General features: G+C 51.2%; 18 protein-coding genes and 1 pseudogene. 4 read left to right on the top strand and 15 right to left on the bottom strand.

Annotation, left to right across the window (positions count from 1 at the left end):
- From FBQ85_08065 to FBQ85_08045, 5 genes are all read right to left on the bottom strand, one after another.
- Nucleotides 1-1,404 (bottom strand): TolC family protein (locus tag FBQ85_08065; protein ID MDL1875113.1); only part of this gene is annotated, 1,404 nt, incomplete at its 3' end.
- 100 nt (nt 1,405-1,504) lie between these two features.
- Complete coding sequence (locus FBQ85_08060; GenBank protein MDL1875112.1) at nt 1,505-2,128, bottom strand: PadR family transcriptional regulator; 624 nt, start codon at nt 2,126-2,128, stop codon at nt 1,505-1,507.
- Nucleotides 2,129-2,490: 362 nt separating this feature from the next.
- Nucleotides 2,491-3,054: a T9SS type A sorting domain-containing protein gene (locus FBQ85_08055; protein ID MDL1875111.1), complete on the bottom strand. Its 564-nt coding sequence runs from the start codon at nt 3,052-3,054 to the stop codon at nt 2,491-2,493.
- 8 nt (nt 3,055-3,062) lie between these two features.
- Nucleotides 3,063-4,919, bottom strand: a complete 1,857-nt coding sequence (locus tag FBQ85_08050) for a hypothetical protein (protein MDL1875110.1) — start codon at nt 4,917-4,919, stop codon at nt 3,063-3,065.
- 121 nt (nt 4,920-5,040) lie between these two features.
- Nucleotides 5,041-6,846, bottom strand: a complete 1,806-nt coding sequence (locus tag FBQ85_08045; protein ID MDL1875109.1) for a hypothetical protein — start codon at nt 6,844-6,846, stop codon at nt 5,041-5,043.
- A gap of 45 nt (nt 6,847-6,891) precedes the next feature.
- Between FBQ85_08045 and FBQ85_08040 the strand changes: the two genes are divergently transcribed.
- Both FBQ85_08040 and FBQ85_08035 read left to right on the top strand, forming a co-directional pair.
- Nucleotides 6,892-7,119, top strand: coding sequence for a DUF433 domain-containing protein (locus FBQ85_08040; protein MDL1875108.1), 228 nt, complete (start codon nt 6,892-6,894; stop codon nt 7,117-7,119).
- Nucleotides 7,116-7,484 (top strand): hypothetical protein, encoded by a 369-nt coding sequence (locus FBQ85_08035; protein ID MDL1875107.1) that lies wholly within the window; start codon nt 7,116-7,118, stop codon nt 7,482-7,484. The genes FBQ85_08040 and FBQ85_08035 overlap by 4 nt, the downstream gene beginning before the upstream one ends.
- Before the next feature lie 12 nt (nt 7,485-7,496).
- Here FBQ85_08035 and FBQ85_08030 read toward each other — a convergent pair whose 3' ends face one another.
- Entirely contained in the window at nt 7,497-7,778 is a 282-nt protein-coding gene (locus FBQ85_08030) for a hypothetical protein (GenBank protein ID MDL1875106.1), read from the bottom strand.
- 109 nt (nt 7,779-7,887) lie between these two features.
- Here FBQ85_08030 and FBQ85_08025 point away from each other — a divergent pair, with 109 nt between their 5' ends.
- Complete coding sequence (locus tag FBQ85_08025) at nt 7,888-8,127, top strand: type II toxin-antitoxin system Phd/YefM family antitoxin (protein MDL1875105.1); 240 nt, start codon at nt 7,888-7,890, stop codon at nt 8,125-8,127.
- Between the two features lie 40 nt (nt 8,128-8,167).
- Here the strand turns inward: FBQ85_08025 and FBQ85_08020 are convergent, their stop codons facing one another.
- The 9 genes and pseudogenes from FBQ85_08020 to FBQ85_07980 form a co-directional block, all read right to left on the bottom strand.
- Complete coding sequence (locus FBQ85_08020; GenBank protein ID MDL1875104.1) at nt 8,168-9,334, bottom strand: hypothetical protein; 1,167 nt, start codon at nt 9,332-9,334, stop codon at nt 8,168-8,170.
- Nucleotides 9,335-9,777: 443 nt separating this feature from the next.
- Nucleotides 9,778-11,073 carry a T9SS type A sorting domain-containing protein gene (locus FBQ85_08015; protein ID MDL1875103.1) on the bottom strand — a complete coding sequence of 432 codons (1,296 nt, stop codon included), beginning with the start codon at nt 11,071-11,073 and terminating at the stop codon, nt 9,778-9,780.
- A 167-nt stretch (nt 11,074-11,240) separates the two neighbouring features.
- A complete protein-coding gene (locus tag FBQ85_08010; protein MDL1875102.1) occupies nt 11,241-11,645 on the bottom strand; it encodes a helix-turn-helix transcriptional regulator in 405 nt (134 codons plus the stop codon).
- A gap of 131 nt (nt 11,646-11,776) precedes the next feature.
- The gene (locus FBQ85_08005; protein ID MDL1875101.1) at nt 11,777-15,802 is read right to left on the bottom strand and encodes a response regulator; all 4,026 of its coding nucleotides are present in this window, start codon (nt 15,800-15,802) and stop codon (nt 11,777-11,779) included.
- A gap of 69 nt (nt 15,803-15,871) precedes the next feature.
- Nucleotides 15,872-17,590 (bottom strand): FHA domain-containing protein, encoded by a 1,719-nt coding sequence (locus tag FBQ85_08000; GenBank protein ID MDL1875100.1) that lies wholly within the window; start codon nt 17,588-17,590, stop codon nt 15,872-15,874.
- Between the two features lie 64 nt (nt 17,591-17,654).
- Nucleotides 17,655-17,980, bottom strand: a pseudogene (locus tag FBQ85_07995) (type II toxin-antitoxin system PemK/MazF family toxin).
- An 18-nt stretch (nt 17,981-17,998) separates the two neighbouring features.
- Nucleotides 17,999-18,205, bottom strand: coding sequence for a hypothetical protein (locus FBQ85_07990; protein MDL1875099.1), 207 nt, complete (start codon nt 18,203-18,205; stop codon nt 17,999-18,001).
- 190 nt (nt 18,206-18,395) lie between these two features.
- The gene (locus tag FBQ85_07985) at nt 18,396-18,944 is read right to left on the bottom strand and encodes a BMC domain-containing protein (protein ID MDL1875098.1); all 549 of its coding nucleotides are present in this window, start codon (nt 18,942-18,944) and stop codon (nt 18,396-18,398) included.
- A 144-nt stretch (nt 18,945-19,088) separates the two neighbouring features.
- A complete protein-coding gene (locus FBQ85_07980) occupies nt 19,089-20,414 on the bottom strand; it encodes an NADH dehydrogenase subunit (protein ID MDL1875097.1) in 1,326 nt (441 codons plus the stop codon).
- A 1,052-nt stretch (nt 20,415-21,466) separates the two neighbouring features.
- Between FBQ85_07980 and dnaA the strand changes: the two genes are divergently transcribed.
- Nucleotides 21,467-22,822 carry a chromosomal replication initiator protein DnaA gene (gene dnaA / locus FBQ85_07975; GenBank protein MDL1875096.1) on the top strand — a complete coding sequence of 452 codons (1,356 nt, stop codon included), beginning with the start codon at nt 21,467-21,469 and terminating at the stop codon, nt 22,820-22,822.
- Nucleotides 22,823-22,990 lie beyond the last annotated feature (168 nt).

Here is a 22,990-nt window from a genome sequence, read left to right as displayed (position 1 = left end):
CCGGATGCCGTCGGCAAAGGGCGCGTCGATGCGGCTGGCTTTGGCGGCTTGCGCAGAGACTTCCGCATCAATTACATCGAGACTTGAAAGCAGGCCGACCTGATAAGAATTGTTCACGATGCGCAAATTTTCGTTGGCTTCTTCCACCGCTTTTTCGGTAATCACCATGCGCTTCTCGGCTGCGCCCAAATTCAACGACGCCTGCTTCACCTGCAACTGCAACACGCGCACAAAATCATCTTCCATCTTGCGCACTTGCTGCAGGGTCTCGCGCTGCTGCTGCAATCCGGCATAATTCTGAAAGCTGTTGAACACCGGAAAACTTGCAGCAATTCCCAACGACCAGCTTTTAATGCTGTCGAAAGCCCAGGTGTCATTTGCTTCCCACGAATAATTGTAGGCCAGGCTCACCTTCGGCAGAAAGCCCGAGCGCGCTACGCCCACTGCCGCTTGCTGCGCGGAGACGTTCGATTTCATTACTTGCACGCCGGGGTTGCGGCGCAAGGCAATTTCGGTTTGTTCTTCCAGCGTGCGCGGCGCGGTCCAGCCAAAATCTTCCACCGGCTTCAGCGTCGCTTCTTTTTCAAGATTGAGACCCATCACTTGATTGAGGCCGGCGCGGCTGAGTTCGAGATTATTCTGCGCCACCACCAAATTATTCTCGGCCGTGGCCAGCGCCACCTCGAAGCGCAAAACTTCATTGCGCGCGCGCAAACCGACTTCCAGCATCTTCTTGGAATTGGAAAGATGCTCTTGCGCCGAACGATGCGACTCTTCTGCCAGAGCCAACAACTCATGCGCTTTCAGCACCTGAAAGTAAGCGTTGTGCGTTTGGAAAATGACGTCTTGGCGCGTTGCTTCAAGACCCGCCTGGCTGCGCACGTCGAGAGCCTGCGCCAGGCCCAGTTGTGAAGACAGAATGCCGCCGGTGAAAATCGGTTGCAGCACGGTTACCGAGGGGCCGTAGGAATTGCGCCATGCGCCCGGCCGCACATTGCGCCGCAATTCATCCGGCAGAAACTGGCCATTGGCCGGATCATTCACGAAGTTGTAGAAGGCATTGGCGCGATCGAGCGTACCCTGATCCAAACGCGTATATTGCAGATTGAAATTGACTTGCGGCAGATAGTCGAGATAGGCTTTCTTCACGCCCCATTGCGAAGCGCGCACGCCTTTCGAAGCAGCCTGCAGCGACAGGTTGTTTTCCAGCGCGGTTTTCACGGCATCATCCAGCGTGAGAAACGCGCCGTTGGGCTTCGGCGAGGCTGCCGGCGTATTCATCGCCAAGATCGGTTCGGCGTCCTGCGCAACCGCCGTTGAAACCGTCGCGGCAAGCAGGAAAAAAAGAAAAATGCGCTTCAATGCGTACATAAATTTTCCTCCGTTAGCTTGTATGTCTGTCATGATTGTTTGCAATCTTAACACTGCTGTTTCGTACTGCAAAAACCTTTTGGCTGTTTTCTGCGTTACAAAAAAAGTCAAGTGCCGCCTGGGCTCAATCGCGTCATGCCGCTTTCGTTGACAGCGCGCGCGTCGAGGCCTCGTGTGCTTTTTGATGCTTTAGCTTCAACTCGGGCGGCCAGGCGAGACCCCAGTGCGGCTCTGCCTGCACTTGCGCCGTAAGCTGATCGAGCCATTCCAATTCCAATTTCATGTGTTTGTGCGCGTTTTCGATCAACAAAAACCAATTGAAGGGAATCTGCTCTTTCAGTTTGATCAGATGATCGTGCAAATCGAGATCACATTGCGTCAGTTTTTCGCGGCGATGATGCAACGCGGCCAGCACGCGCTCGCGCGGCGCGCCTTGAATGAAAGCCACGCCCAGGCCAAACGGCCATTCCGGCCGGTCGTCTTCGCGCAGAAAATATTCGACCATGTCGCTCAATCCGCTACGGCCTTTCTCGGTGATCGAATAAACCGTGCGCTCCGGCGTATTGCCCACTTTTTCCTTTTCGGATTTGATCAACCCGCCCTCTTCTAGTCGCGTGAGCGTGGTGTAAATCGACGCCAGTTTGATCTTCGCCCAATAATCCATCTCGCGTCGCGTAATCTCCTGATGAATTTGATACCCGTGCATGGGAGATTCCGATAACAGCCCGAGAATGGCAATTTCATTTTTCGACATCATAACTCCTGGTTAAAATTGTTTGAGCTTTTACTATTACAGGATAGAATAGTTTCGCTAAGAGTAAATTAAATTTTATAATAACTTTTGTACACCTTTATTGCTACGAATTATCTCTATATATATTTGAAATTTTTGGAATTGAGATAGCCTAATATGAAGGACAACGTACTACTCAAAAACAGAATGGCATCTTAAATAAGGAAGGAGATTCGAGACAGATTGAAACCAAACCGCCCAGGAGCTTGGCTGACAATAAATCAGCTCCCGGGCGGCGGTTTAACAGCCACGTTTGGGAGGAGGAGGAAATCTCATACTCCTGGTCGCTCTCATGCGACCTGGAAAGAAAGCATCCAAAGTCAAATTCACTTTACCAACGTGAGTCGCCGCGTCTGCAAAAAATCCCCGGCCTGCAAACGATAGAAATACACGCCACTGGAAAACGGCCTGGCATCCAAGACAACTTCATGCCGGCCCGCCGGCAACCTTCCTTCCACCAACGTCGCGACTTCCCTGCCGGAGGCGTCGAAGATCTTGAGCGTGACTTCCGACAGCTTGGGCAGCGCAAAGGCAATCGTTGTGCTGGGGTTGAAGGGATTAGGATAATTCTGCTCCAACTCGTAGGAGGTTGGCAATTGGCTTTCTTCCTGCGTTTTCTCTTCAACGGCGGTTTTGGTGTCGCTAATCAAGGGATGTGCCAGAAAGCCGCTGGCAATTTGTGAGTTCGCGTTTTGCGCCGATCCGACAAACGATTGGCCGAGGGCGGAGCAGACTTGCGTGCCAGCCGAGCTTGATGCGCCAAAGCCTTGATTGAAGGAGGACCACTGGACTTGGCTGGATTGAGCGGATGCTTGGCCATCAAAAAACAAGCCCGTGAGAATAGGTGCGATGAGAAATAAATTTTTCGAGTTCATGACCGACTTCCTCATATTTTCAGTTACTGTTCACCAATAACAGCAGTTGAACCAATTGTTTCATAAAGTAGTTCTTTGCGCAAAGTGATCTTTTCCGGATGGCTCTGTCCGAAAAAAACCACTCGGCCTCCTTCTCTAGCTGCATCATGAGCCCGTTCAACAGTATTATAGGGCCATGCTGCTATTCCAAAAAAAGGACCAAATCTTCGATCAACCCAAACCGTGTTGGTGTGGAAGGGGATGAGCATAACACCTCCCTTACCATAAAAATTATCATCACCATCTGTGCCCCAATCCTTGTAAATTGTTGCTTGCTCGAATAACAAATGCCTAATGGCGCCGGAAACATACAATGGCAAAGAGGACCAAAGCGCTGCCGCTGCACCTGCAGCATTGGGTGTCGCTGCGCTTGTTCCGAAAAAGGCTCCGTTATACGCTATCGTTGTAGTTCCTGTTGGGGCGCATATATCCGGTGCTATTGCGCCAGAATTGGTGGGGCCGCGGCTGCTATATGACTCAATCAAATTATTGGTACCAGATGGCGAGTCGTATCTTAATTGAGGAACGGCTCCGACTGAGATGCAATTTGGTTCTGTGCTATTTGCCGGCGAAAAAATTGAGCTTGCAGAAACAATGTGTTCTTGCCAAACATCCGTATGGTTCAACGCAGTCGTAATCAATTCAAATTCTGTGATACCGCCACTGGCTCGCCATACGGCGAGGTGTAAAATTTGGGCATTTGGACTATCGTTGGGCCAAGTCAATTTCTCGTATCTATTTCCGTCATTTACACTTCTTGCCAATTCAGTAAGATTGTTGTCATAAAGATAAAGATCGTAATCGAAAGTTCCTTCCGAAGTGTTCCATGACAAAAATGCATTGATTTCATCATTTGCTTGCAGAACCACATTGATGGTTTCATCTCCATTAACCCAATCATGAAAATTTACGGAACCTGTGCCCGGCTGAAAATTTCCTTGCCAGTGTTTCTGGGCATAATTTCCAGCCGCGGTAAAAAAAAGAGCTCCACTGTCAGTAGCTCTTTTGACAATAGCGCATGCGTCACCCGAATTATCAGCCCAGCCGGTATTATGATACCCCATCGAATGTGAAATAATCCTTACATTATTGTCAATGGCGTGATCCACTGCACGGCCCAAATGGGTGAGGTTGTCAATTTTGTAGAGAAAATAAGTCGCACCAGGAGCATGATCAAATACGGTTTCCAGGCATGCTGTGCCGTGAACGTCACCAGCCAACCACGGTTCATTAGTATAATTCTCTCCAAACCAAGTAGCCGGCCCATCGCCGGTTGCCGGAATTTCAGCAAGGCGGGCAAACCCTTTGTCTATAATTCCGATACGTATTCCATTCCCATTTGCACCCCCGTCTCTATAACCATCCGAACGTGTTAGGCCTGGGCCTTCGTTGACGGGAATGGGAGTATTGGCACGTTCCAACATGACGCCTTTCGGCAAGGCTTTGGCAAGCGCAATCAATTGATTGGGCGGAACCCATGCGCTGACGCGATGTTGCCAAGTTGCATCGACTTCACCGCTAAATCTTTTAACAAAATCCGCTGTAACCGGCGCTTCGCCAACAGGACTAATGATTTCCACATTTACCTTACCATCGTCCTTGACAACTAATCTAAGTTCGCGTGCAACAGGAACTTTGGCAAGCGCCCTGGTTGTGACAGCCCGATCCAGTTCATAAAGAACAGAGTGCATGGGCAGCGATTTCATCTCACGTATCTCTGGGGTTTCTTCGATTTCGGGTAGTTGCTGCGCATATCCAGATGATAGCATAATACTAAAAACGTGCAAAAACGTTATTGTATGCCGTTTGATCATGCAACTTCCAAATTTACTTTTTGTCATTTTGCGCCTCCGCTTTGTTTTGTTGCAAATTCCCTGCGTTGAATGAAATCCGGCTTGAGCAACACGTTCGTGCTAAACGAGAAAAATCATTGTGTACAAGCCGGATTTCACCCTTTTGTTATCACTGCAAATTCACCAACACCAGCACCAACCCTTCCCCGCTTTCCAGCTTCGACATCGCCTTCCCGATTACCGCGCCTGGCCAAAGCTCGCGATCCGTCGCCTTCATCGCATGTCCCGCAACCTCGGATGTCGTCAGCAAATCCCCCGGCTTGATGGGGCCGTTGGCAGCGGTGGCCAAAGCATACACGCGACCGCTGAGCGCAACGTTCTGCCCGCCTTCCAACATGCCTTCCTGCGTGAGCGTTATGCCCGGATTGATGCCGCCTGCGCCGCTGACCACACCGGCCACGCGTTTGTCGTAAGCTTGTTGGCTCAATTTCAATTGACCGGGGTTATCTTCATCAATGATCACCAACGCGCCTTGGGGAATGGGCTGATTTTCGGAAATCTCAAACGGCTCGGCGAGGTCGCCGCCGCCAGTGATTTTGAGAACTTTGGTTGTAGTGGTGCCGATAATTTCAAGTTCCGCGCTGGGAGACACCGTTCCAATTCCAACTTTGCCGCCATTGGGATTGAGTACTATATCGCCATACGCAGCTCCTTCGTTCTTAACCGCCTGTAACCTCGCATACCCAGAACTAAATTCTGAGGTCGAGATCGTCAAGTGAGTGTTTCCTGGCACATCGCTTCCGATCCGAAGAAGTGATTCGCCTTGCTGCGGCAGACTTACTACTTGAAGGGTTGCGGTTGGCGCACTTGTCCCAATTCCAACATTGCCGCCAATTGGATTAAGGACAATATCACCGACAGCGGCTCCTTCATTCTTAACTGCTTGCAACCGTGCGTACCCTGAGCTAAATTCTGAAGTCGAAATTGTCAAATGAGTGTTTCCCGGCGCATCGCTTCCGACGCGAAGAAGTGATTCGCCTTGCTGTGGTAAACTCACTACTTGAAGTGTTGCGGTTGGCGCACTCGTCCCAATTCCAACATTACCGCCAATTGGATTGAGTACGATATCACCAACGGCGGCTCCTTCATTCTTAACTGCTTGCAACCGTGCGTACCCTGAGCTAAATTCTGAGGTCGAAATCGTCAAGTGAGTGTTGCCTGGCACATCGCTTCCAATTCTAAGTAGCGATTCAGATTGTTGCGCTGGATTCACTACGTGAAGAGTCGCTCCTGGTGTGGCCGTTCCAATTCCAACATTTCCATTCACCCGATAAATATTCCCTCCGCTATGCCGCCACGTCGTATCCGCCAGTGACGCCACCGAAACACTCGCCGTATCCGCGCGCAACGAGCTGAAGCTGTAGCCCACACTCGTCAGCGCAATGCGCGGGGAAAGCTCCGGATCACTGCCAACTTGAATGCCCAGCCAATATTGTTGGTCAAATTTGACCGCCGCGCCAAATGGCGTTTGGTCGCCCAGCGTGGTTGAAAAGAGTCCGCTCTTCACAGGCAAACTTTTTGATTCAGACCAAATCGCCGTGCCGCCTGTGGGCGAGGTGTAGAGTCGAAAGGTGAAATTGTAACTGCCATCCGGCCTCGGCTGGCCGGCGTTGTCGGTGAGCACGCCCTGGTAAGAAAGTGTGCGGGGAATTTGGGCATGGAGTGAGTTCACTGTTACGACACAAACAAAAAGCGCTGCGAAAACAAAAACGACGTTCTTCATAAACGCCTCCGCGTTAAAGATTGATGGATCTATCGTTGATTGATTTTTGATCTTTCTCGAAACAATAGCGGGAGCTGTTGCAATATTGAAACATCGACGATTATTTAATTTTTTTCGATCAGCCGGTAGCGGCCGCTTATGCCAATAAAACTGGGCGCTTGATTTTTCAATAAACTTTCTGTACTCTGTCATAGAAATTTTGCAGTTATGGTTTTGCCAAAACACAATGAGGCCGTTATGCAAAGTCGCATCGAAGTCAATCCCGAAGTTTGTCACGGCAAGCCCGTCATTCGCAACACGCGAATCATGGTCCGAAATATTCTGGGCTCCCTTGCCGGCGGCGACTCAATCAGTGATATCCTCAAGAATTATCCGGAACTAACTTACGAAGACATTGAGGCCGCCATCGCCTACGCCATTGAGCTGGTCGACGATACGCAGATCAGCATGAAAGTGCCGGCATGATCAAAGTCTTGCTTGATCAAAATATTCCCGATCTGATTTCGCCCTGGCTGCAAAATGAGGTTGGGGAAGCCGCCGAGATAACGTCGACTCGGCAACTCGGCATGCAGCGCATGGCCGATGATGAAATTTTTTATTTTTGCCAGCAGCATCAAATGGTCATCATCACGTATGACGAGGACTTTCAAAATCCCCTCGTCATTAAAAACATCCCAGGCTATGGTGTTGTGCGGTTGAATGTCTATCCCACGGGTTTTCGCCAAACGCAAGCGGCTTTGCGGCGATTGCTCGAAAGTTACCCGGTTGCAACATGGGAAAAAGCTTCCATCGTTGTCGATCCGCATAAAATTCGCTACCAAAAGAAATAGACGACCGCCCACTCACTGCAAATTCACCAACACCAGCACCAACCCCTCTCCGTTTTCTAAACTCGACATCGCCTTGCCGATAATCGTTCCGTGCGAGCGAGAAACGTCCGTCGCCTTCATCGCATACCCCGCAACCTCGGATGTCGTCAGCAAATCCCCGGGCTTGATGGGGCCGTTGGCGGCGGTGGCCAGAGCGTAGACGCGACCGCTGAGCGCAACGTTCTGCCCGCCTTCCAACACGCCTTCTTGCGTAAGCGTTATGCCCGGATTGATGCCGCCCGCGCCGCTCACCACGCCCGCAAGTCCCGACGATTCGGGATCGTAAGGATTTCTGCTTGCCTTCTTCGCTTTATCTGCTTAATTTAACACGTTCGTTTTCATGCCATCATAAAAAAAAATTGCCATGACAACTCAAACTGTGACTCTTAAGGATGCCCAAACGCGTCTTGCAGAATTGCTGACCCTGGCACAGGCAGGCAACGAAATCATCATTGCCGAAGGCGGGCAGCCGTTGGCGCGTTTAGTTCCCATCGCCGGATCAAAACCATCGCGACGTATTGCCGGGCTGGATCGCGGCAAAATTTGGATGAGTGATGATTTTGACGCGCCGTTGCCGGATGAATTTTGGACGGGCGAAAAATGAAGCTGCTTTGGTAAAACAGCCCCCCATCACACCTCTCGGTTTAGTTACAAGGATCCTGCGAATTATCCACCAATTGCCCGCCGATGATGGTGTTGTTCTCGCCGCAATCCTTGATTCTCACATTTTGATAGCGCCCGGCAATCACTTTGTTCTCGAATGACTTTGGCGTGAGGAAGCCAAAACGAAACGTATCGCCGGTCAGGTCGAAGTCGTAGGTGCCGTTGTTCGAGGCCTTGTTATTCTTCAAGCGGTTGTTGTTGGCGCCGTCGATGACGAGGTAGCCGGCGTCGAAATTGCCGGTGGCATTATTGTCTTCTGCCTTCCACTCTGTTGCGGCCAGCGCGGAACCGGCCAGTTTTCCGCCCGGCAGAGGAAAAGCACTATCGGGAACTTTGCACAAAATCAACCCGATAAAATTTTCATGAAACGTGTTGCGCTCGATCTCACCTTTTTCGTCACATGCCCAAAGCCCGAATAGAGCATTGCTGATGTCGTTCTTTTCAATCTCGACTTTCTTTCCGTTGATCACGACAATGCCGTGTACTTCGGCGGGATTGCCGGTTTGCCAGGCGGTGGTCGCGATAATGGTGTTTTTGTAAATCTCGGCCTCATCGCCGCCTTCGAGCAACACCGAGAATTGATGCTCGCGGATGGTGCTGCGGCCGATGATGGCGTCTTCCGAATCTTCGACCAGAATGGCCGTGCCGCCGATGCTGCCCTTCGGGCGAATTTCCACGTTCCAAATCACGACATCATCCGCCTTCTTAATGTGCAGCGCTGGATCGATTTCAGCGGAGGGCGGCCAGGGCTGGGTGTCGAATTCGAGAATCGCGCCGTGTTCGCCGATAATTCTGACTTCTCGCGTGATGGTGACGGTTTGCGATTCGGTGTGCAGCCCGGCTTTGACGATGACGGTGCCCTTCTTGCCGGCGGCGGCAATTGCCGCAGCGAGTCCATCATGTGATCCCGCGGGTAATTCGACCGTTCGCCCTTTCTTCTCCATACTAACCTCGCCTTCGCTGTGCTTGGCGATCAACTGCTCAAGCTCAGCCATGCTGTCGAGGTTTATTGCAGCATTGTCGGGTGAGGTGAGGTCGGGTTCGACCGGCTTTTCCTGCGAACAGCCAAACAGCAATGCCGCGCTTAGCGCAAAAGCCGGGAGTACGCTTCGCTTCAAACTGCCGGTGATGTGAACGTTGGGTTGCATGGTGCAGTCCTCCAGTTGGTGTGAAATGAAAATGATGCCTTCGTCAGGCAATGGGATTAAGCCAAGATCTCAAAAGAAGCTATTCTTTGTGAGCCGCACGAATACGCCGAAGGCGTTCAACAACAAAGCCGAGGGTCGCGTGCAGCGCACCCTCGGAAAACAACCACGCCCGCGAGAACTCTGAAAGAGTTCAACAATAGAACGTAACGTTTTGTCTGTATAATCGAACAGCCAATCCCTCGGCGGGTAAAAATCTTTGTTGGTGGAAAACGCTGCCTTGTGCGGCGCTGCCTGAGTCGCCGCCTGAGCTTGTCGAAGGCAGCCTGTCGAAGGCGGTGGGGAAAAAATCCCCCCATTTTGAAACGATGTAAACATATACCCGACGAAAATCGCAATGCGAAAAGAAAAAAGTCACTGTTTCTTGTCATTGCAAACTGGCGAACTCACTTCATCACGGTAAGTTTGTGCGTTTGCGAAAAGCCCTCAGCGGACAAGCGGTAAAAATACAGTCCGCTCGCAAGCCGGCCGGTGTCAAATGACACCTCGTGCACACCCGCAGAAAACTTGCCTTCTGCCAGGATCAGGACTTCACGGCCAGACACATCATATACTTTCAACGTGATTCCCGACTGCCTGGGCAGGGCAAACCGAATGTTCGTGGTCGGATTAAAGGGATTCGGGAAATTCTGATACAGCGCAAATGCCGCTGGAACCCGCGTTTCGCGCCCCTGCACCGCAGAGACGGGCGGCGGCGCTTTGAAAACAGAGTCCACCCAGGCAATCGAGATTCTCAAGCGCGCAAGCAGTTTTTCACTGTGACCGCCCTGAAATGTCTGATACTCATAAGGCAGACCCAGGCGGTCGAGCGAGTCGGCAAACGCATCATTCCAGGGAACGATCAGAAAGCGATCCTGCAATCCGCAATCAAAAAACAAAGCGAGGTTATCCTCCGGCAAAAGATGCGAAATAAGCCTGGCCGGATTGTGCTCTTGCCAGCGCGCAAAAACCGAATCAATGAGATTACCCTGACTGTCCAATGGGAAATCGACGAAATAAGGTGGCTTGGAAAGATTCGGAGACCAGGCCCCGGCCATGGCAAAGGCATCGATAGTAAAAATCCGCGAGGGCGTGAAATTGTAGGGCGGCGCGCTGCCGTTTTCACTGAGCAGGGTCGGAATCCAGGTTTTGAATTGGGTGAGATCGGGAATGCCGCTGTGCGAAACGCCGCCACGAAAAATCTCCGGATGATCAACCGCCAGGCGCATGGCGCCGTAGCCGCCCATCGAATGCCCCATGATGAACCTTTGCTCGCGCTCCGCCGCGGTGTGAAACTCGCTGTCGATAAATGGAACAACCTCGAAAGCGATATAGTCTTCCATGCTGCCATAAAGCGCAGAGTTGGAGTAATAACTCCCGCCAAACTGGCCGGCGCTGCCATCCGGAAAGACCATCAGCATCGGTGAAATCTTGTTTTCCGCACGCAAGCTGTCGATCATAACCGTGATCGAGGTATAACCATCCTGATTTGTACCGGAACCGTGCAAAAAATAAATGACGGGATACCTGACCGTCGGATCATTGAAATCATACTCCAGCGGGAGGTAGACATTCAGTGACCGGAAGCTGCCAAATAACCGGCTTTCGTGGCTGAGGCCCAAGACGAAACCCTGGGCGATTGCGCTGCTGGCAAAAGCAAGGAAGAGTAGCAACAGGGCGCCTCGTAGAGTCGCGGTCTTCATCACGCCATCTCCTTATTACAAGTCAAATTAGTGCAAAAAGAGCAAAAAAATCTCGCGCAAAAGCGCAGAGCCGCAAAGGACGCGCAAAGTCTTTCTCTGCGTCTTAGCGCCTTTGCGTGCGCTTTTAGCCTTTTGGTTCCGGCTTGTCCGGGTTATGAATTGAGATTCTATTCTTTGATAGTCTTTGCCGATCGTCCCGGCTTGCGGTTGCCCGAGTTGCGGGCGCGCAGTTCTGCGAAAGAAACCCCAAACGCGCGCTTTACCCAGCGATAAAAGGCAAGATCGTTGCCGAACCCCAACTCCGCGCCAATGGCATATCCCAAAAATTTCTTATCCGCCAGGCGCGCCAGCACGTGTTCTTTTCGTTTCGCATCAAGGAATTGCTTGACCGTCATGCCCTCTTGCTTGCGAAAGGCCCGCACCAGGTTGCCGGCGTCCACTTGGTGGTGATGGGCGATTTCTTTCAGGCTTTTGCCCGAGCGCCACTCAGACTTCAGGTTCTTGATTGCCGCTTGCATAATTCCATCTGACTTCGGCATGACACCTTTCCGCTGCGATGACAGAAAAAGCATCTGCTTGACGATTTAAAAAGGTGGGACAATTTAAGAAAAACGCAGGGGAATTGTCTAACACGGAGGGAACGAAGTCTAGCACAGAAATGATAAAGCGCTGCGAAAAAATTACGCAGCGCCTCTGTTCACAATCAATACTGTGCTTGTTGGTACTCCGAGGGGGATTGGCCGTACTGCTCCTTGAAGCAAAGGGCAAAGTAGGAAAGATGGTTGAAACCAACCTGGAAGGCAATTTCTGAAACGGAGCCGCTTTTCTGCCGCAACAATTCCGCGGCACGCTTCAAGCGCATGGTGCGCATGAATTCACCGGTGCGCTGGCCTATCAGTCCGCGCAATTTCCGGTTTAGGTGCGCCCGGCTCATGGCCATGGCTTGGGCCAAACTCTCGGGACCGAACTTATCATCCGCAAGATGCTTTTCCAGCACCTCCATGATGCGCTGCAGAAATTTTTCGTCGGCAGAGGAAATGGACAAGCTGCCGGAATTATTGCCGGGAGTTAACAATTGCTGGCGAAAGCGTTCCTGCAATTTTTGCTGCCGGGTGATCAAATTCCGAACCCGCAGTTGCAGTTCGCGGCCGTGCACCGGTTTGGTCAGGTAATCATCCGCGCCCAATTCCAAACCTTCCAGCTTGCTCTCGCCCGAGCCTTTGGCCGTCAGCAGAATAATCGGAATGTGACTGGTCAGCTCATGAGATTTTAAATCCCGGCAAAGCTCAAAGCCGTCCTTCTGGGGCATCATCACATCGCTCACGATCAAGTCGGGGATCACCGCCAGCGCCTTTTTGAGTCCCTCGGCGCCGTCAACGGCTTCCAGGACATGACAACCCTTTTGCAAGTGCCGGCGCAGGTAGTTCCGCATATCGGCATTGTCCTCGACCAACAAAATTCTGGGCAGATTCGCGGATGCGCCACGCTCTTGCTTCGGGATTGCTGGCTCACGGCCATCATGCTTAAATGCCGCCCAGGCGTTCAAATCCATTCCAATTGCTTCTTCCTCCCAAAGAACTTCCGAGACAACCTCTTCGGGTTTGAGATGCGACTTGCCCTGCGGCAAGCGAATAATGAACTCACTGCCCACGCCTTCGCTGCTGGTTACCGATATTTCGCCATGATGAAGCGCAATGATTTCTTTGGTCAATGCCAGGCCGATGCCGGTGCCGGATTCTCGCTTGGTGTTCTCCTCGCGATAGCGATAAAAATAGTCGAAAATGTGAGGCAAGGCCTTTTCCGGAATGCCGGCGCCCGTGTCGCGCACACAAATTTCGAGCTGTTGCGTTGCTGCGTCAGGCTTTCTCACATGAACTTCGACTCTTCCGCCAGCCGGTGTAAACTTGAGGGCGTTAAAAAGCAGATTGATAAAAACTTTCTCCATTTTGTCGGGATCAAAATACACGCTCTCGTTTTCAAGTTGATCGCCCACTTGCAACTCCAGGCCAAGGCCTTTTTGCCGGGCGTACGATTCAAATGCCGCAACCAGAGCTTTTAGAAAAACAACCAGCCGCACCGGCCGCGTTTGCAATGCCATTTTGCCGCCTTCGAGTTGCGCCAAATCCAGCAGTTGATCGACGAGACGCTGCAACCGCATGGTGTTGCGCTGCATCATCGTCAGTAGCGGCCTGGCCTGCTCCGCCCGTGAATCTTCGAGCAACTCTGCAAGCGGCCCGCTGATGAGCGTGAGCGGCGTACGAAATTCATGCGATATGCCCGCGAAGAAACGCGATTTCAAATGATCCAATTCTTCCAAGCGCTCGGTGCGAACATGCTGAAGCTTAAGCTCGTGCCGCAGGCGCGCGCGCTTCAACTCATACTGCCGCAGACCGAGAAACGCCAGGACCAGGGCCGCAAAATAAAGCACATAAGCCCACCAGGTTTCCCACCAAAAGGGCGCAACGCTAAGCTGCACGGCAGCGCCTTCTTCGTTCCATTTGCCGTCATTATTGCATGCCTTAACCCGAAAAGTATAGTGCCCCTTCGGCAGGTTGGTATAGAAAGCCGTGCGCCGCGTGCCCGCGTCGATCCAATCGTGATCATAGCCTTCGAGTTTGTATTTGAAGTACACGCGCTCGGGAATCGCATAGCTCAACGCCGTGTAGCGAATCGCCAGCTCGCGTTCGTTTGAGGCCAACGAAATCACGGCCGCGTCCAGCGCAATTTCACGGTGTTGGTTTGCGGTAATCTCTTCGATATAAACCGGCGGAATGACTTCGTTGATCGGCATGTTGTTGGGATCAACGCTGACCACGCCGGCAGTGGAAACAAACCATAACCGGCCATCGCGGCTTTTCCAGGCCACTGGCTGACGGCGGCCATTGCACTCGGCTTGGCGCATGCCGTCGAGATGATCATAAGATTGGCAGGTGATCAAGCCGGCTTTTCCTTCGGCAAAATCATTAAGCTGCTGCTTGCTGGCGCAAAAAATACCGCGGTTGCCGCTGAACCACAGGTTGCCTTGATCATCTTCCAGAATTGAAAACAGGCAATCAAAGTAGAGGCCGTGACTGGAATTAATGTTGACAAACTGGCCATTTTTGTAGCGATATAACCCTTGTTCATCAGTCGCGATCCACAAAACGTGTTCATCGTCCTTATAAAGTGCGTTCACGCCGTTTGCAGTGAAACCGTCCTTCGTGGAGAAACGGTAAATATCGCCATCGATGAGCCGGTACAGGCCCTTCTTAACCGTACCCGCCCAAACTTCGCCATCCACGGGTTCGATAATCGATGTAATGTCTCCTGATGCGCCCTGTGCATTATCTACCAGCCGAAAATTCGTAAACTGGTGACCATCATATTTGGTTAAATAACCGTAAACCGAACCAATCCACAAATCACCACGAGCATTCTCAAACAAAGAAATAATGCTTGGTTGTGGCAAGCCCATTTCATCTCTAAAGGTTCGCAAAAGACCATTATTGAAATAGTATAGACCGGTAAAAGTCCCAATCCAAAGCCCCCCGCCAGTGGCAGGAAAAACTGCCCCAATCATGTTATGATGTAAATCCTTTTCTAATTTTAAAGAATTGATACTAAAGCGGTCAAGCTCCATAACTCCATCCTGCCTTAGTCCTACCCAAATTTTGCCAGCTTCGTCTTCACAGACAGTAGAACCGTAATTGTCTCTAAGCCCTTCAATCTTGCCAATGGTAGAAAACTTATTATCACTGAGCTTTAATAAACCGCCTTCTCCAGCAAACCAAAGATTGCCTTCCCGGTCTTCAATTACGTTAGTGAAGTACTTATGCCCAGCAGGCAATCCAATATCTGGAGTCAAAGATTCAAAGCGCCCCTGAGCATATCGTATGATTCCTCCGCCCTCAGTGCAGAACCATAGATTTTCATCTACATCCTCGTGAATGGCTCTAATAGTATAAGGCGTGGGAAGTTCTGCTGGCTGATATGGCCGTATTCGTTGATCTTGCCACAGAAATATCTTCCCCCCCGAGGTACCCAAAACGATATCACCATTACGCCTATTTCCCAAGCCAAAAAACAAAAGCCATCCGTCCATCGTCGGAGAATATTGTGTGACGGAATTCACGACGTGAAGGCCATTCTGAAAATTTGCGATCAATAGATTGCCGTAGGAATCCTCATGCACCCTCAGGGCCCACTGCGTCGCTGCGGGATTGCCAAATACAAGAGTTCGAAGTTTTCCTTCTTCCCAAATCGATACACCACCTTCGGTTGCAAAATAGATGCGGTGATCATTGCCGATGGCAATATCAAAGACGATATCGCTGGCCAGCCCATGTTCTGTTGTATAGGATTTGAACGCTTTCCCATCAAAACACGCAACGCCTCCGCCATTCGTGGCAAGCCAGAGGTTGCCTTCCCAATCTTCTTTGATCTTCCAAACAAAATTTTCGCGCAATCCGGGATACTTGCTTTTTTCGAACAACACAAAACGCACGCCGTCAAACCGCACCAACCCCTCCTGGCTGGCGAGCCAGAGATAGCCTTTGGAATCTTGAAACACGTCTTTTAAAGCATTCATCGGCAAGCCGTGCTCGGCTTGATAAAGACGGATGTCGTATTGGGTGATGCGTTTGTTCGGATCGAGGGCGAGGAGCGGCGCTATCCCAAGAAGAATGCTTTCCAGAAGCGCCAGAAGAATGTACTCTCTTTTGAAGGAAGGGGTAAGCCGGCTGAGCGTCATGGTGTGCCCCACATTGAGTTAGAGTTTACTGTAATGCAATAGTCCGTTTTTATGAACAGAAGAAAGTTCTCACTTCACCGCCACTGCCATCAGCGTCGTATCATCTTCGAATTGCTTCTTGCCGCTGAATTGTTGCACGGACTCGAATACGGCTTTCACCAGTTTCGCCAGGGTCAGCGTCCCGCCCGGGCGGGATTGTGCCGCCAGCCAGTCATCGACCACCTGCTTGAGTCCTGCCGCGCCGAATTGTTTGCGGTCTTTGGTTTTGGCTTCGGTGATGCCGTCGGTGTAAAAGAGCAGCAAATCGCCGGACTGCAAATCGAATGTTTCGACGAAGCGGTTGGTGTTGGGATCGAGTCCCAGCGGAATGCCGACCGCGCGCAACTCCTGCCAGGCCTCGCCGCTAGCATGGCGAATCAGCGGCGGATTATGCCCGGCGCTGGCAAATTCGAGCAGCTTTTTTTCCAGATCGAGCACGCCAGCGAAAAATGTGACAAAGACCTTGCCCTGCGCATATTCATAAATGAGGCGGTCAAGATTGCGCATCATCGTAACGAGATCCTGGCGATGCGAGATTTCGGAATAAAGCCCGCCGTGCAACGTCATCACCACCAGTCCGGCGGGCAGGCCTTTACCGACCACATCGCCGATGGCAATGAGATAGCGCGTTTCACTGAGCGGCACAAAGTTCAAATAATCCCCGCCGATTTGTTGGGCGGCGGCAAAGCGAAACGCCATCTCGAAGGCCGGATGGGAAAATTCCGATTCGGGCAACAAGCGTTGCTGCACGGCTTTGGCGGCGCGCATTTGGTTTTTAAGGCGATGTTTCTCCGCCATTTCTTTGTGCAGCAGGGCATTGGCAATGGCCAGCGAGGTTTGATCGGCCAGCACTTGCAACATGGTTTTGCGATGCTCGGGCAAACCCTTGAGCGCTTTGCGGCTGTCGAGGTAGAGCACGCCAAAAATCAAATCCTTGACAAAGTGGCCGGGCGCTTCAGCATCGTGCGCCGTAGAAACCTCGAGCGCGTGTGGCGACTTCAGCGGCAGGCAGAGGATGGTGCTCAGATTAAGCGAAACAATGCTCTGATTGGCGCTAAAGCGTGGATCGTGCAAGGCTTGCTCGCGAATGAGCAGTTCTCCCGTCTTGACGGTTTCATCGATGGTCGAGCGGCTCACCGTGAATTCGTCATGCTGCAAATCATCTTTGGTGAGATTATAAAACACGGCGGGCTTGAGCTTGAGATTGCGATCATAGAGAAAAATGATGGCGCGTTCGGCGCGCGTGAGATTGACGGCAAACTCTGCGGCGATTTCGAGCACGCGATTGGAAAGCGCTGCGGATTTGGCGCTGTCACCAAGATCTTTGATGGCCGCGAGAAATTTGTCCTGCGTGAGCAAAACCCGGTTCTGGCCGCTTTTCGCCAGCTCGGTGGTGCGGAACAGCAGCATGATCTTGCCGATGGTAACCAGATCGAAATCCTTCAACTCACGGCGTTCGATCTTCGTATCATTCACCAGCACACCATTGCTGCTGCCCAAGTCCTGAATAAAAAAACGCCCCTCCGCGCAGTCGATGCGCGCGTGCGTGCGCGAAACAGAGTAGTCGAGCAGGACGATGGTGTTGTCGTAATGCCGGCCCAGGGTGGCGCCGGATTCAAAAATATAATAGGAGGCGGCCGGATCCTTCTCCCCCACCTCCTTCAAAACGGCGAGAAACAACGGCGCGCCGCAGCTTCCACAGTGATGAAACTGTTTGGGATTGAGGGATTGACATTGGGTGCAGCGCATGGGTTTATCCTTGGGGCTTTAGAGCCGAAGCCGGCACAAAAACAGAGTTGGAATAGACATCGGGTCAAATAGCCAAGGCGGCACGAAGCCGACCTTGAATTTCCAGCCAATCACGATCCGACAGATGCCCAATGACAGCAACGCTTGTTACGGGCAGTGTGGCTAAAAAAACTCTGAAAACAGAAGGACTATGTAGACCAGCAATGGCCCAATCTTGCAAAGTATAATCGGTAGGTCCCGTTGCACTTCTGCATTGTGTCGTGAGTAAGCCAAGTACAACATCCGGACGATTGAGGTGGTAAACGTCCGAAGAGATAACGACGGCCGGTCGTCGCTTAATTCCCAATACCCAGGAAAATCAACCGTTACGACATCTCCAGGCTTGACCATTGTTTTCCCCCCTGGTTTTTATTCGTCCTGTTCCGCATGCTGCAATACTGCGACGGTTAGATCGTGAATGTCCTCGTCTGTCCAGGCCTCGCTTTCATCAACCGGTTTATTCGAGGCATAACGATCTTTTAAAAAAAGGACAAAATGTTGCACTTCCAAAATTCGTTCAGGCGGCAATACGCTTAGCGCCGTCAAAATTTCTTTTGCTTGGCTATTGGTCAACATGCGATAAGCCTCAAAAAATTATTTGTTGCAATTTAACATTCTCGCCTACTGGCCGCAATGTTTATTTTGGTGGCAGAAAACACGAACGTTTCCGGCCGCTACAATTCGTTTTAAACTCTGAAGAATTTTTGATACTGGTTCAAAAACAATACGGCTTCCAACTTCTTTCGTATCATTCGCGGTTTTCATTTCAAATCCTGTCCTCCAACACCTCCGGCCGCGGCTGGGGAATCACGACCTTATTTACCAACAAACCTTTGTTGCGAATAAACTCGGCGCCGGCTTGCACCGCGGCGGTGACAGCGGACACTTCGCCCGTCATCGTCACATAACCCTTGCCGCCAATGGCCATGGCAAGATGAATTTGCAGCAATTGCACGTTGGCAGCTTTTACGGCGGCATCAGCCGCTTCGATGATCGAAGCCACAGAGAACGTTTCGATAATGCCCAACGCGCCGGTTTCTGTGACGACGCGCGTGCCGCTGATCGCCGGAAACACTTCCGGATGCACGTTGGGAATGAGAAGGCTATCAACGACAGTCTCACCGCCGATTTCCATCCCCACCTCCATGCTTGAGGATACTGCCGCGGTTTCGCCCGCGACCATCACCATGAATTTTCCCGGGCAAATCGTGCGATTGAATACCATTTGCACTTGCGCCGTTTTCAACAGCGCGTCGGCCACTTCATAGCCTTTCGCGATGGAAGTGAGTTCGATTAAACCGATGGCGTTTTGCATGCTTTGTACTCTTTTGTCGTCGCCGTTTGTAGTCGCGCCTTCGGGCGCGCATTTTTTAATGAAAGGGAACGCGTGAAAAAGTCGACGAGTTGTCGATTACGAACGTCTCATGCCTGAAGGTATTACTACAAAGATAATGGCAAACTACGCTCTCGTGATCACAATGTTTTGTCCCACGTCCGTAATTTGACCGGCAATGCTCGCATGCGCCGGCACGCTCAACGCGCTCTCGGAAGCCCGGGCTAACAAATCGCCTGCACGCACGCGCTCGCCAACGCGCACCACCGGCGAGGGCGGCACGCCCACCGAAGGTCGCAGTGATATCGTGACATTCTCCGGCGCGATTTTGCCGGTGTAAAGCGGGGCTTCCGCTTTGAATTGATACAAACCCAACCGGCGCATCAGTCGCTCGGTCGGCACCGAACGATAAGGTTTTAGTGGATGCACGTCTTTCGCGAGTTTCTCCAACTGTTCCGGAGAAAGCCATTTGCCCTGCTGCTTCAAATCTCTTTTCGTTACCACGCAAACATTGCGCGGGTCCAATTCCTCCGGACAGGCCCAGAGCGTGCAGATATTGCATTCACAACACGCTTGCGCCCAATGCGTCAGCGAATCACTCATCGGGCCGGTGGTGAGCAGCGAACGCATCACCAAATGCGGCTGAATCGGATAGCCGAGCAGATAACGCGGGCACATTTCGGTGCACAAGCTGCATTGATCACACGCGGATTTGCCAATGCGCTTGAACGCTTGCTCGGATTGCATTTTGCGCCCGGCCAGATGCGTATTGCGGCCCAACACGATTATGCCGCTGGTCACGCGCGTAACCGGCGTGTCCAAATCCGTCACCACCTTGCCCATCATCGGACCGCCATCGAGCAAAACGAAATCATCAATGGTTGCTCCACCTGCCACCTGCAACGCTTCGCCATAACTCATACCCACCGGAAACCACGCGGTGAGCGGTTGTTTGACATGGCCATGGATCGTCATCAAAGAATGCGTCACCGGCTGGCCCTGCGCCGCGCGATGAATGTGATACAAGGTTTCGACATTCTGTACCACCACGCCTATGTGCAGCGGCAGGCCGCCGCCTGGAATGCGACGGCCGGTGCTGTGATAAACCACTTCATACTCATCACCGGCGGGATAAACATCCTCCATTTCAAAAAGTGAGATGTTTTCGCGCAAATGGGTTGAGACGGCGGCAATGGCTTTGCGATTTTTGTGTTTGATCGCAATGATGCCCTTGCGCGCGCCGGTGTGTTGCATGACGAGTTGCAGGCCGTCAATCATCTCCGCGGCGTAGTTTTCCATCAGCACTTTGTCTTTAAAGAGCAACGGCTCGCATTCCGCGCCGTTGGCGATCACGGTGTCGACGCGCGCATCGATCTTTTTGTAGGCGGGAAAACCCGCACCGCCGGCGCCGATAACGCCGGCCTCGCGAACCTGTTGGACTAAGCTTGGCATAATGAATGGCGATAAGATAATAAAGTTTTCGTGAGGCGCAACCGGGAATCTCGCAGTCACCGGGCGCCTCTGCATCTGCGCGCACGATGAACAAAAATTTTCATGGATTTTGCTTTGTTCATACCATCAAGACTATGCCAATTTTAAATCAGAGAAAAATGTCGCTCTCCGGCGACTCGAATTCATAAACCGCAAGAACAAGAGCGAACAGAGACAACGGAGATTTCACTCTGTTTGCTCGGTTCACTCCTGTTTCAAAAAGTCTAAACGCCCCAGCAGATGGAAAACATCGTTATCCGTTGGGTTGTTTCTATCCGCTGGAGAAAATTATCGCTTTTAGAACAACGCGTTTACTTTTCGAGACTACACCTTTTTCAAACAAGCTCAACATCAAGCCTCTTCGAGCAGCTTTAGACTCGGCCTGCAAGAGTAAAAAAACTTTTGATCGAATCAAGTTTGTGGGCTAAAACTTTCAGAATGTCGTGCAATGTTTTAAAAACAAGCCGTTCGAAACCGGTATGTCGATATCGCGTGCATGTTTTGCCTTCCTAAAATGGAATTTGATCAGTTTTTTTCATGAATAGCATTCACAGCATTTACTAATCTGAATTTAGATTTATCCCGTAACCTCAAAATAATCGATGCGAATGATTGTTTGTGCATGTCGCTGGGCAAAAACTGTCGCAAGCAAGTGAAATATCTTTAAATGTTCTTAATTTTTCCTTGACAATCAGAGGGCTTTTTCTATATTGCCGCAGCCAAAAAAAAGCTTGTGCCGGTGGAGAAAATGTGGATAACTCGTCAGAGTTGCATCTAAGGACGGACTAAATCAAGATTTTGCTTACAACTCTCGGCTTCACCTCATCGACAGAACTCACTCTTTGTAATTTTATTATAAAATGAAGTTGCCTCGCTTTTTCCGGCGCCACTTCATTTCGTGAAGAGAAAGCAAAAGACTTTTTACAAATATTTAGCATCCTTAGACAGGATTTTATCCACAATAACTGTGGATAACCTGTGATTATCTCAATTCGGCGAGGTCACGCGTCATTATGCTACAACTACAAAACGCTGAGCAAACCTGGACAAACTGCCTATCTATTATCCGCGACCAAATTCCCGAATCCACCTTTGGTACCTGGTTTGAAAGTACACGAGGAAAAGCGCTAGACGATAAAAACCTCGTGGTAGAGATTCCGAATGATTTTGTGTATCAGTGGTTGGAGGGGCATTATCGTGAGTTGGTGCACAAAGCCGCATTTCAAGTGTTGGGAGATGAGTACCTCGTCACCTATGTCCTTGCCGAAGCGCGGCCTCTAGAAAGCGAGAGCAAACCGGCGGAAAAAATTTCCGCGCCCAGCGCCCGCCTGACGCATGATCCTGCCAGTCAAATCAGCCCACATTACAAATTTCAAAATTTTGTCGAAGGTTCGAGCAATCAATTTGCGAAAGCCGCGGCCGTTGCCGTTGCCGAAGCGCCCGGCAAAACCTCGTTCAATCCGCTGGTGGTTTATGGCGGGGTGGGATTGGGCAAAACGCATTTGATTCAGGCCATCGGCAATCTCTCGCTCGACAACGCCATGGTCACCCGCGCGCTCTACGTCTCCAGCGAGCGTTTCACCAATGAGTTCATCAACTCGATTCAAAACAACAAGACCACGGAATTCAGCTCGAATTATCGCAATGTCGATTTGCTGATTGTCGATGATATTCAATTTTTTATGAATAAAGAGCGCACGCAGGAGGAATTTTTTCACACGTTCAATGCGCTCTATCAAAAGGGCAAACAGATCGTACTCTCCTCCGACCGGCCGCCCAAGGAAATCGTCGGCATCGAAGACCGCCTGCTCTCCCGTTGCCAGTGGGGATTGGTGGTGGACATCCAACCGCCGGATTTGGAAACACGCATCGCCATTTTGCAGCGCAAAGCGGAAGAGAATGGCATCGATCTGCCCAGCGATGTCATTCAATTGATCGCGCACAACATCACCAGCAACATCCGTGAGCTGGAAGGTTCGTTGATCCGGCTGCTGGCATTCGCCTCAGTCAACAAGCATGATATTACCCTGAATCTCGCCAGGCACGTTCTGAAAGACCTGTTCATTCAAAAGCTGCGCAATCTTACCGTTGAAGACATCCAAAAGGAAGTGTGTGATTATTATAAAATGCCGGATGACATGATGCGCGCCAAAACCCGCAAAAAGGAGGTGGCGCTCGCCCGGCAGATTGCCATGTACCTGGCCAAGAAACTCACCAAGCATTCGCTCAAAACCATCGGCCTGCATTTCGGCGGACGCGATCACACCACCGTGATTCATGCCATTGACGCCATCGAAAAGCTGATGGAAACGGATATCCAGATCAAATCGGAAGTGGACGTACTCAAACAACGTTTAAGCGTGGCCTGATTCTTATCCCACATTTCCTCTCGACGATAGCCGGCCTGGCAAATATTCCGGGGCTGTATGGCATATTTTTTCTATCTTAAAACGTTTACGTTCTCCAACCCTAAAATATGTGACTTTCGAATTTCGATCGCTGCCAAACAACCTTCATTTGGCGATCGGAACGATCAC

It is taken from the genome of Cytophagia bacterium CHB2, from assembly GCA_030263535.1.
Taxonomy (GTDB): domain Bacteria; phylum Zhuqueibacterota; class Zhuqueibacteria; order Zhuqueibacterales; family Zhuqueibacteraceae; genus Coneutiohabitans.
This window is presented reverse-complemented; position numbering and strand designations above follow the sequence as displayed.

Bases quoted from the DNA above. Each gene is read 5' to 3' on its own strand.
- FBQ85_08060 (MDL1875112.1), bottom strand. From the start codon at position 2,128: ATGATGTCGAAAAATGAAATTGCCATTCTCGGGCTGTTATCGGAATCT.
- FBQ85_08055 (MDL1875111.1), bottom strand. From the start codon at position 3,054: ATGAGGAAGTCGGTCATGAACTCGAAAAATTTATTTCTCATCGCACCT.
- FBQ85_08050 (MDL1875110.1), bottom strand. From the start codon at position 4,919: ATGACAAAAAGTAAATTTGGAAGTTGCATGATCAAACGGCATACAATA.
- FBQ85_08045 (MDL1875109.1), bottom strand. From the start codon at position 6,846: ATGACAGAGTACAGAAAGTTTATTGAAAAATCAAGCGCCCAGTTTTAT.
- FBQ85_08040 (MDL1875108.1), top strand. From the start codon at position 6,892: ATGCAAAGTCGCATCGAAGTCAATCCCGAAGTTTGTCACGGCAAGCCC.
- FBQ85_08035 (MDL1875107.1), top strand. From the start codon at position 7,116: ATGATCAAAGTCTTGCTTGATCAAAATATTCCCGATCTGATTTCGCCC.
- FBQ85_08025 (MDL1875105.1), top strand. From the start codon at position 7,888: ATGACAACTCAAACTGTGACTCTTAAGGATGCCCAAACGCGTCTTGCA.
- FBQ85_08020 (MDL1875104.1), bottom strand. From the start codon at position 9,334: ATGCAACCCAACGTTCACATCACCGGCAGTTTGAAGCGAAGCGTACTC.
- FBQ85_08015 (MDL1875103.1), bottom strand. From the start codon at position 11,073: ATGAAGACCGCGACTCTACGAGGCGCCCTGTTGCTACTCTTCCTTGCT.
- FBQ85_08010 (MDL1875102.1), bottom strand. From the start codon at position 11,645: ATGCTTTTTCTGTCATCGCAGCGGAAAGGTGTCATGCCGAAGTCAGAT.
- FBQ85_08005 (MDL1875101.1), bottom strand. From the start codon at position 15,802: ATGACGCTCAGCCGGCTTACCCCTTCCTTCAAAAGAGAGTACATTCTT.
- FBQ85_08000 (MDL1875100.1), bottom strand. From the start codon at position 17,590: ATGCGCTGCACCCAATGTCAATCCCTCAATCCCAAACAGTTTCATCAC.
- FBQ85_07990 (MDL1875099.1), bottom strand. From the start codon at position 18,205: ATGTTGACCAATAGCCAAGCAAAAGAAATTTTGACGGCGCTAAGCGTA.
- FBQ85_07985 (MDL1875098.1), bottom strand. From the start codon at position 18,944: ATGCAAAACGCCATCGGTTTAATCGAACTCACTTCCATCGCGAAAGGC.
- FBQ85_07980 (MDL1875097.1), bottom strand. From the start codon at position 20,414: ATGCCAAGCTTAGTCCAACAGGTTCGCGAGGCCGGCGTTATCGGCGCC.
- dnaA (MDL1875096.1), top strand. From the start codon at position 21,467: ATGCTACAACTACAAAACGCTGAGCAAACCTGGACAAACTGCCTATCT.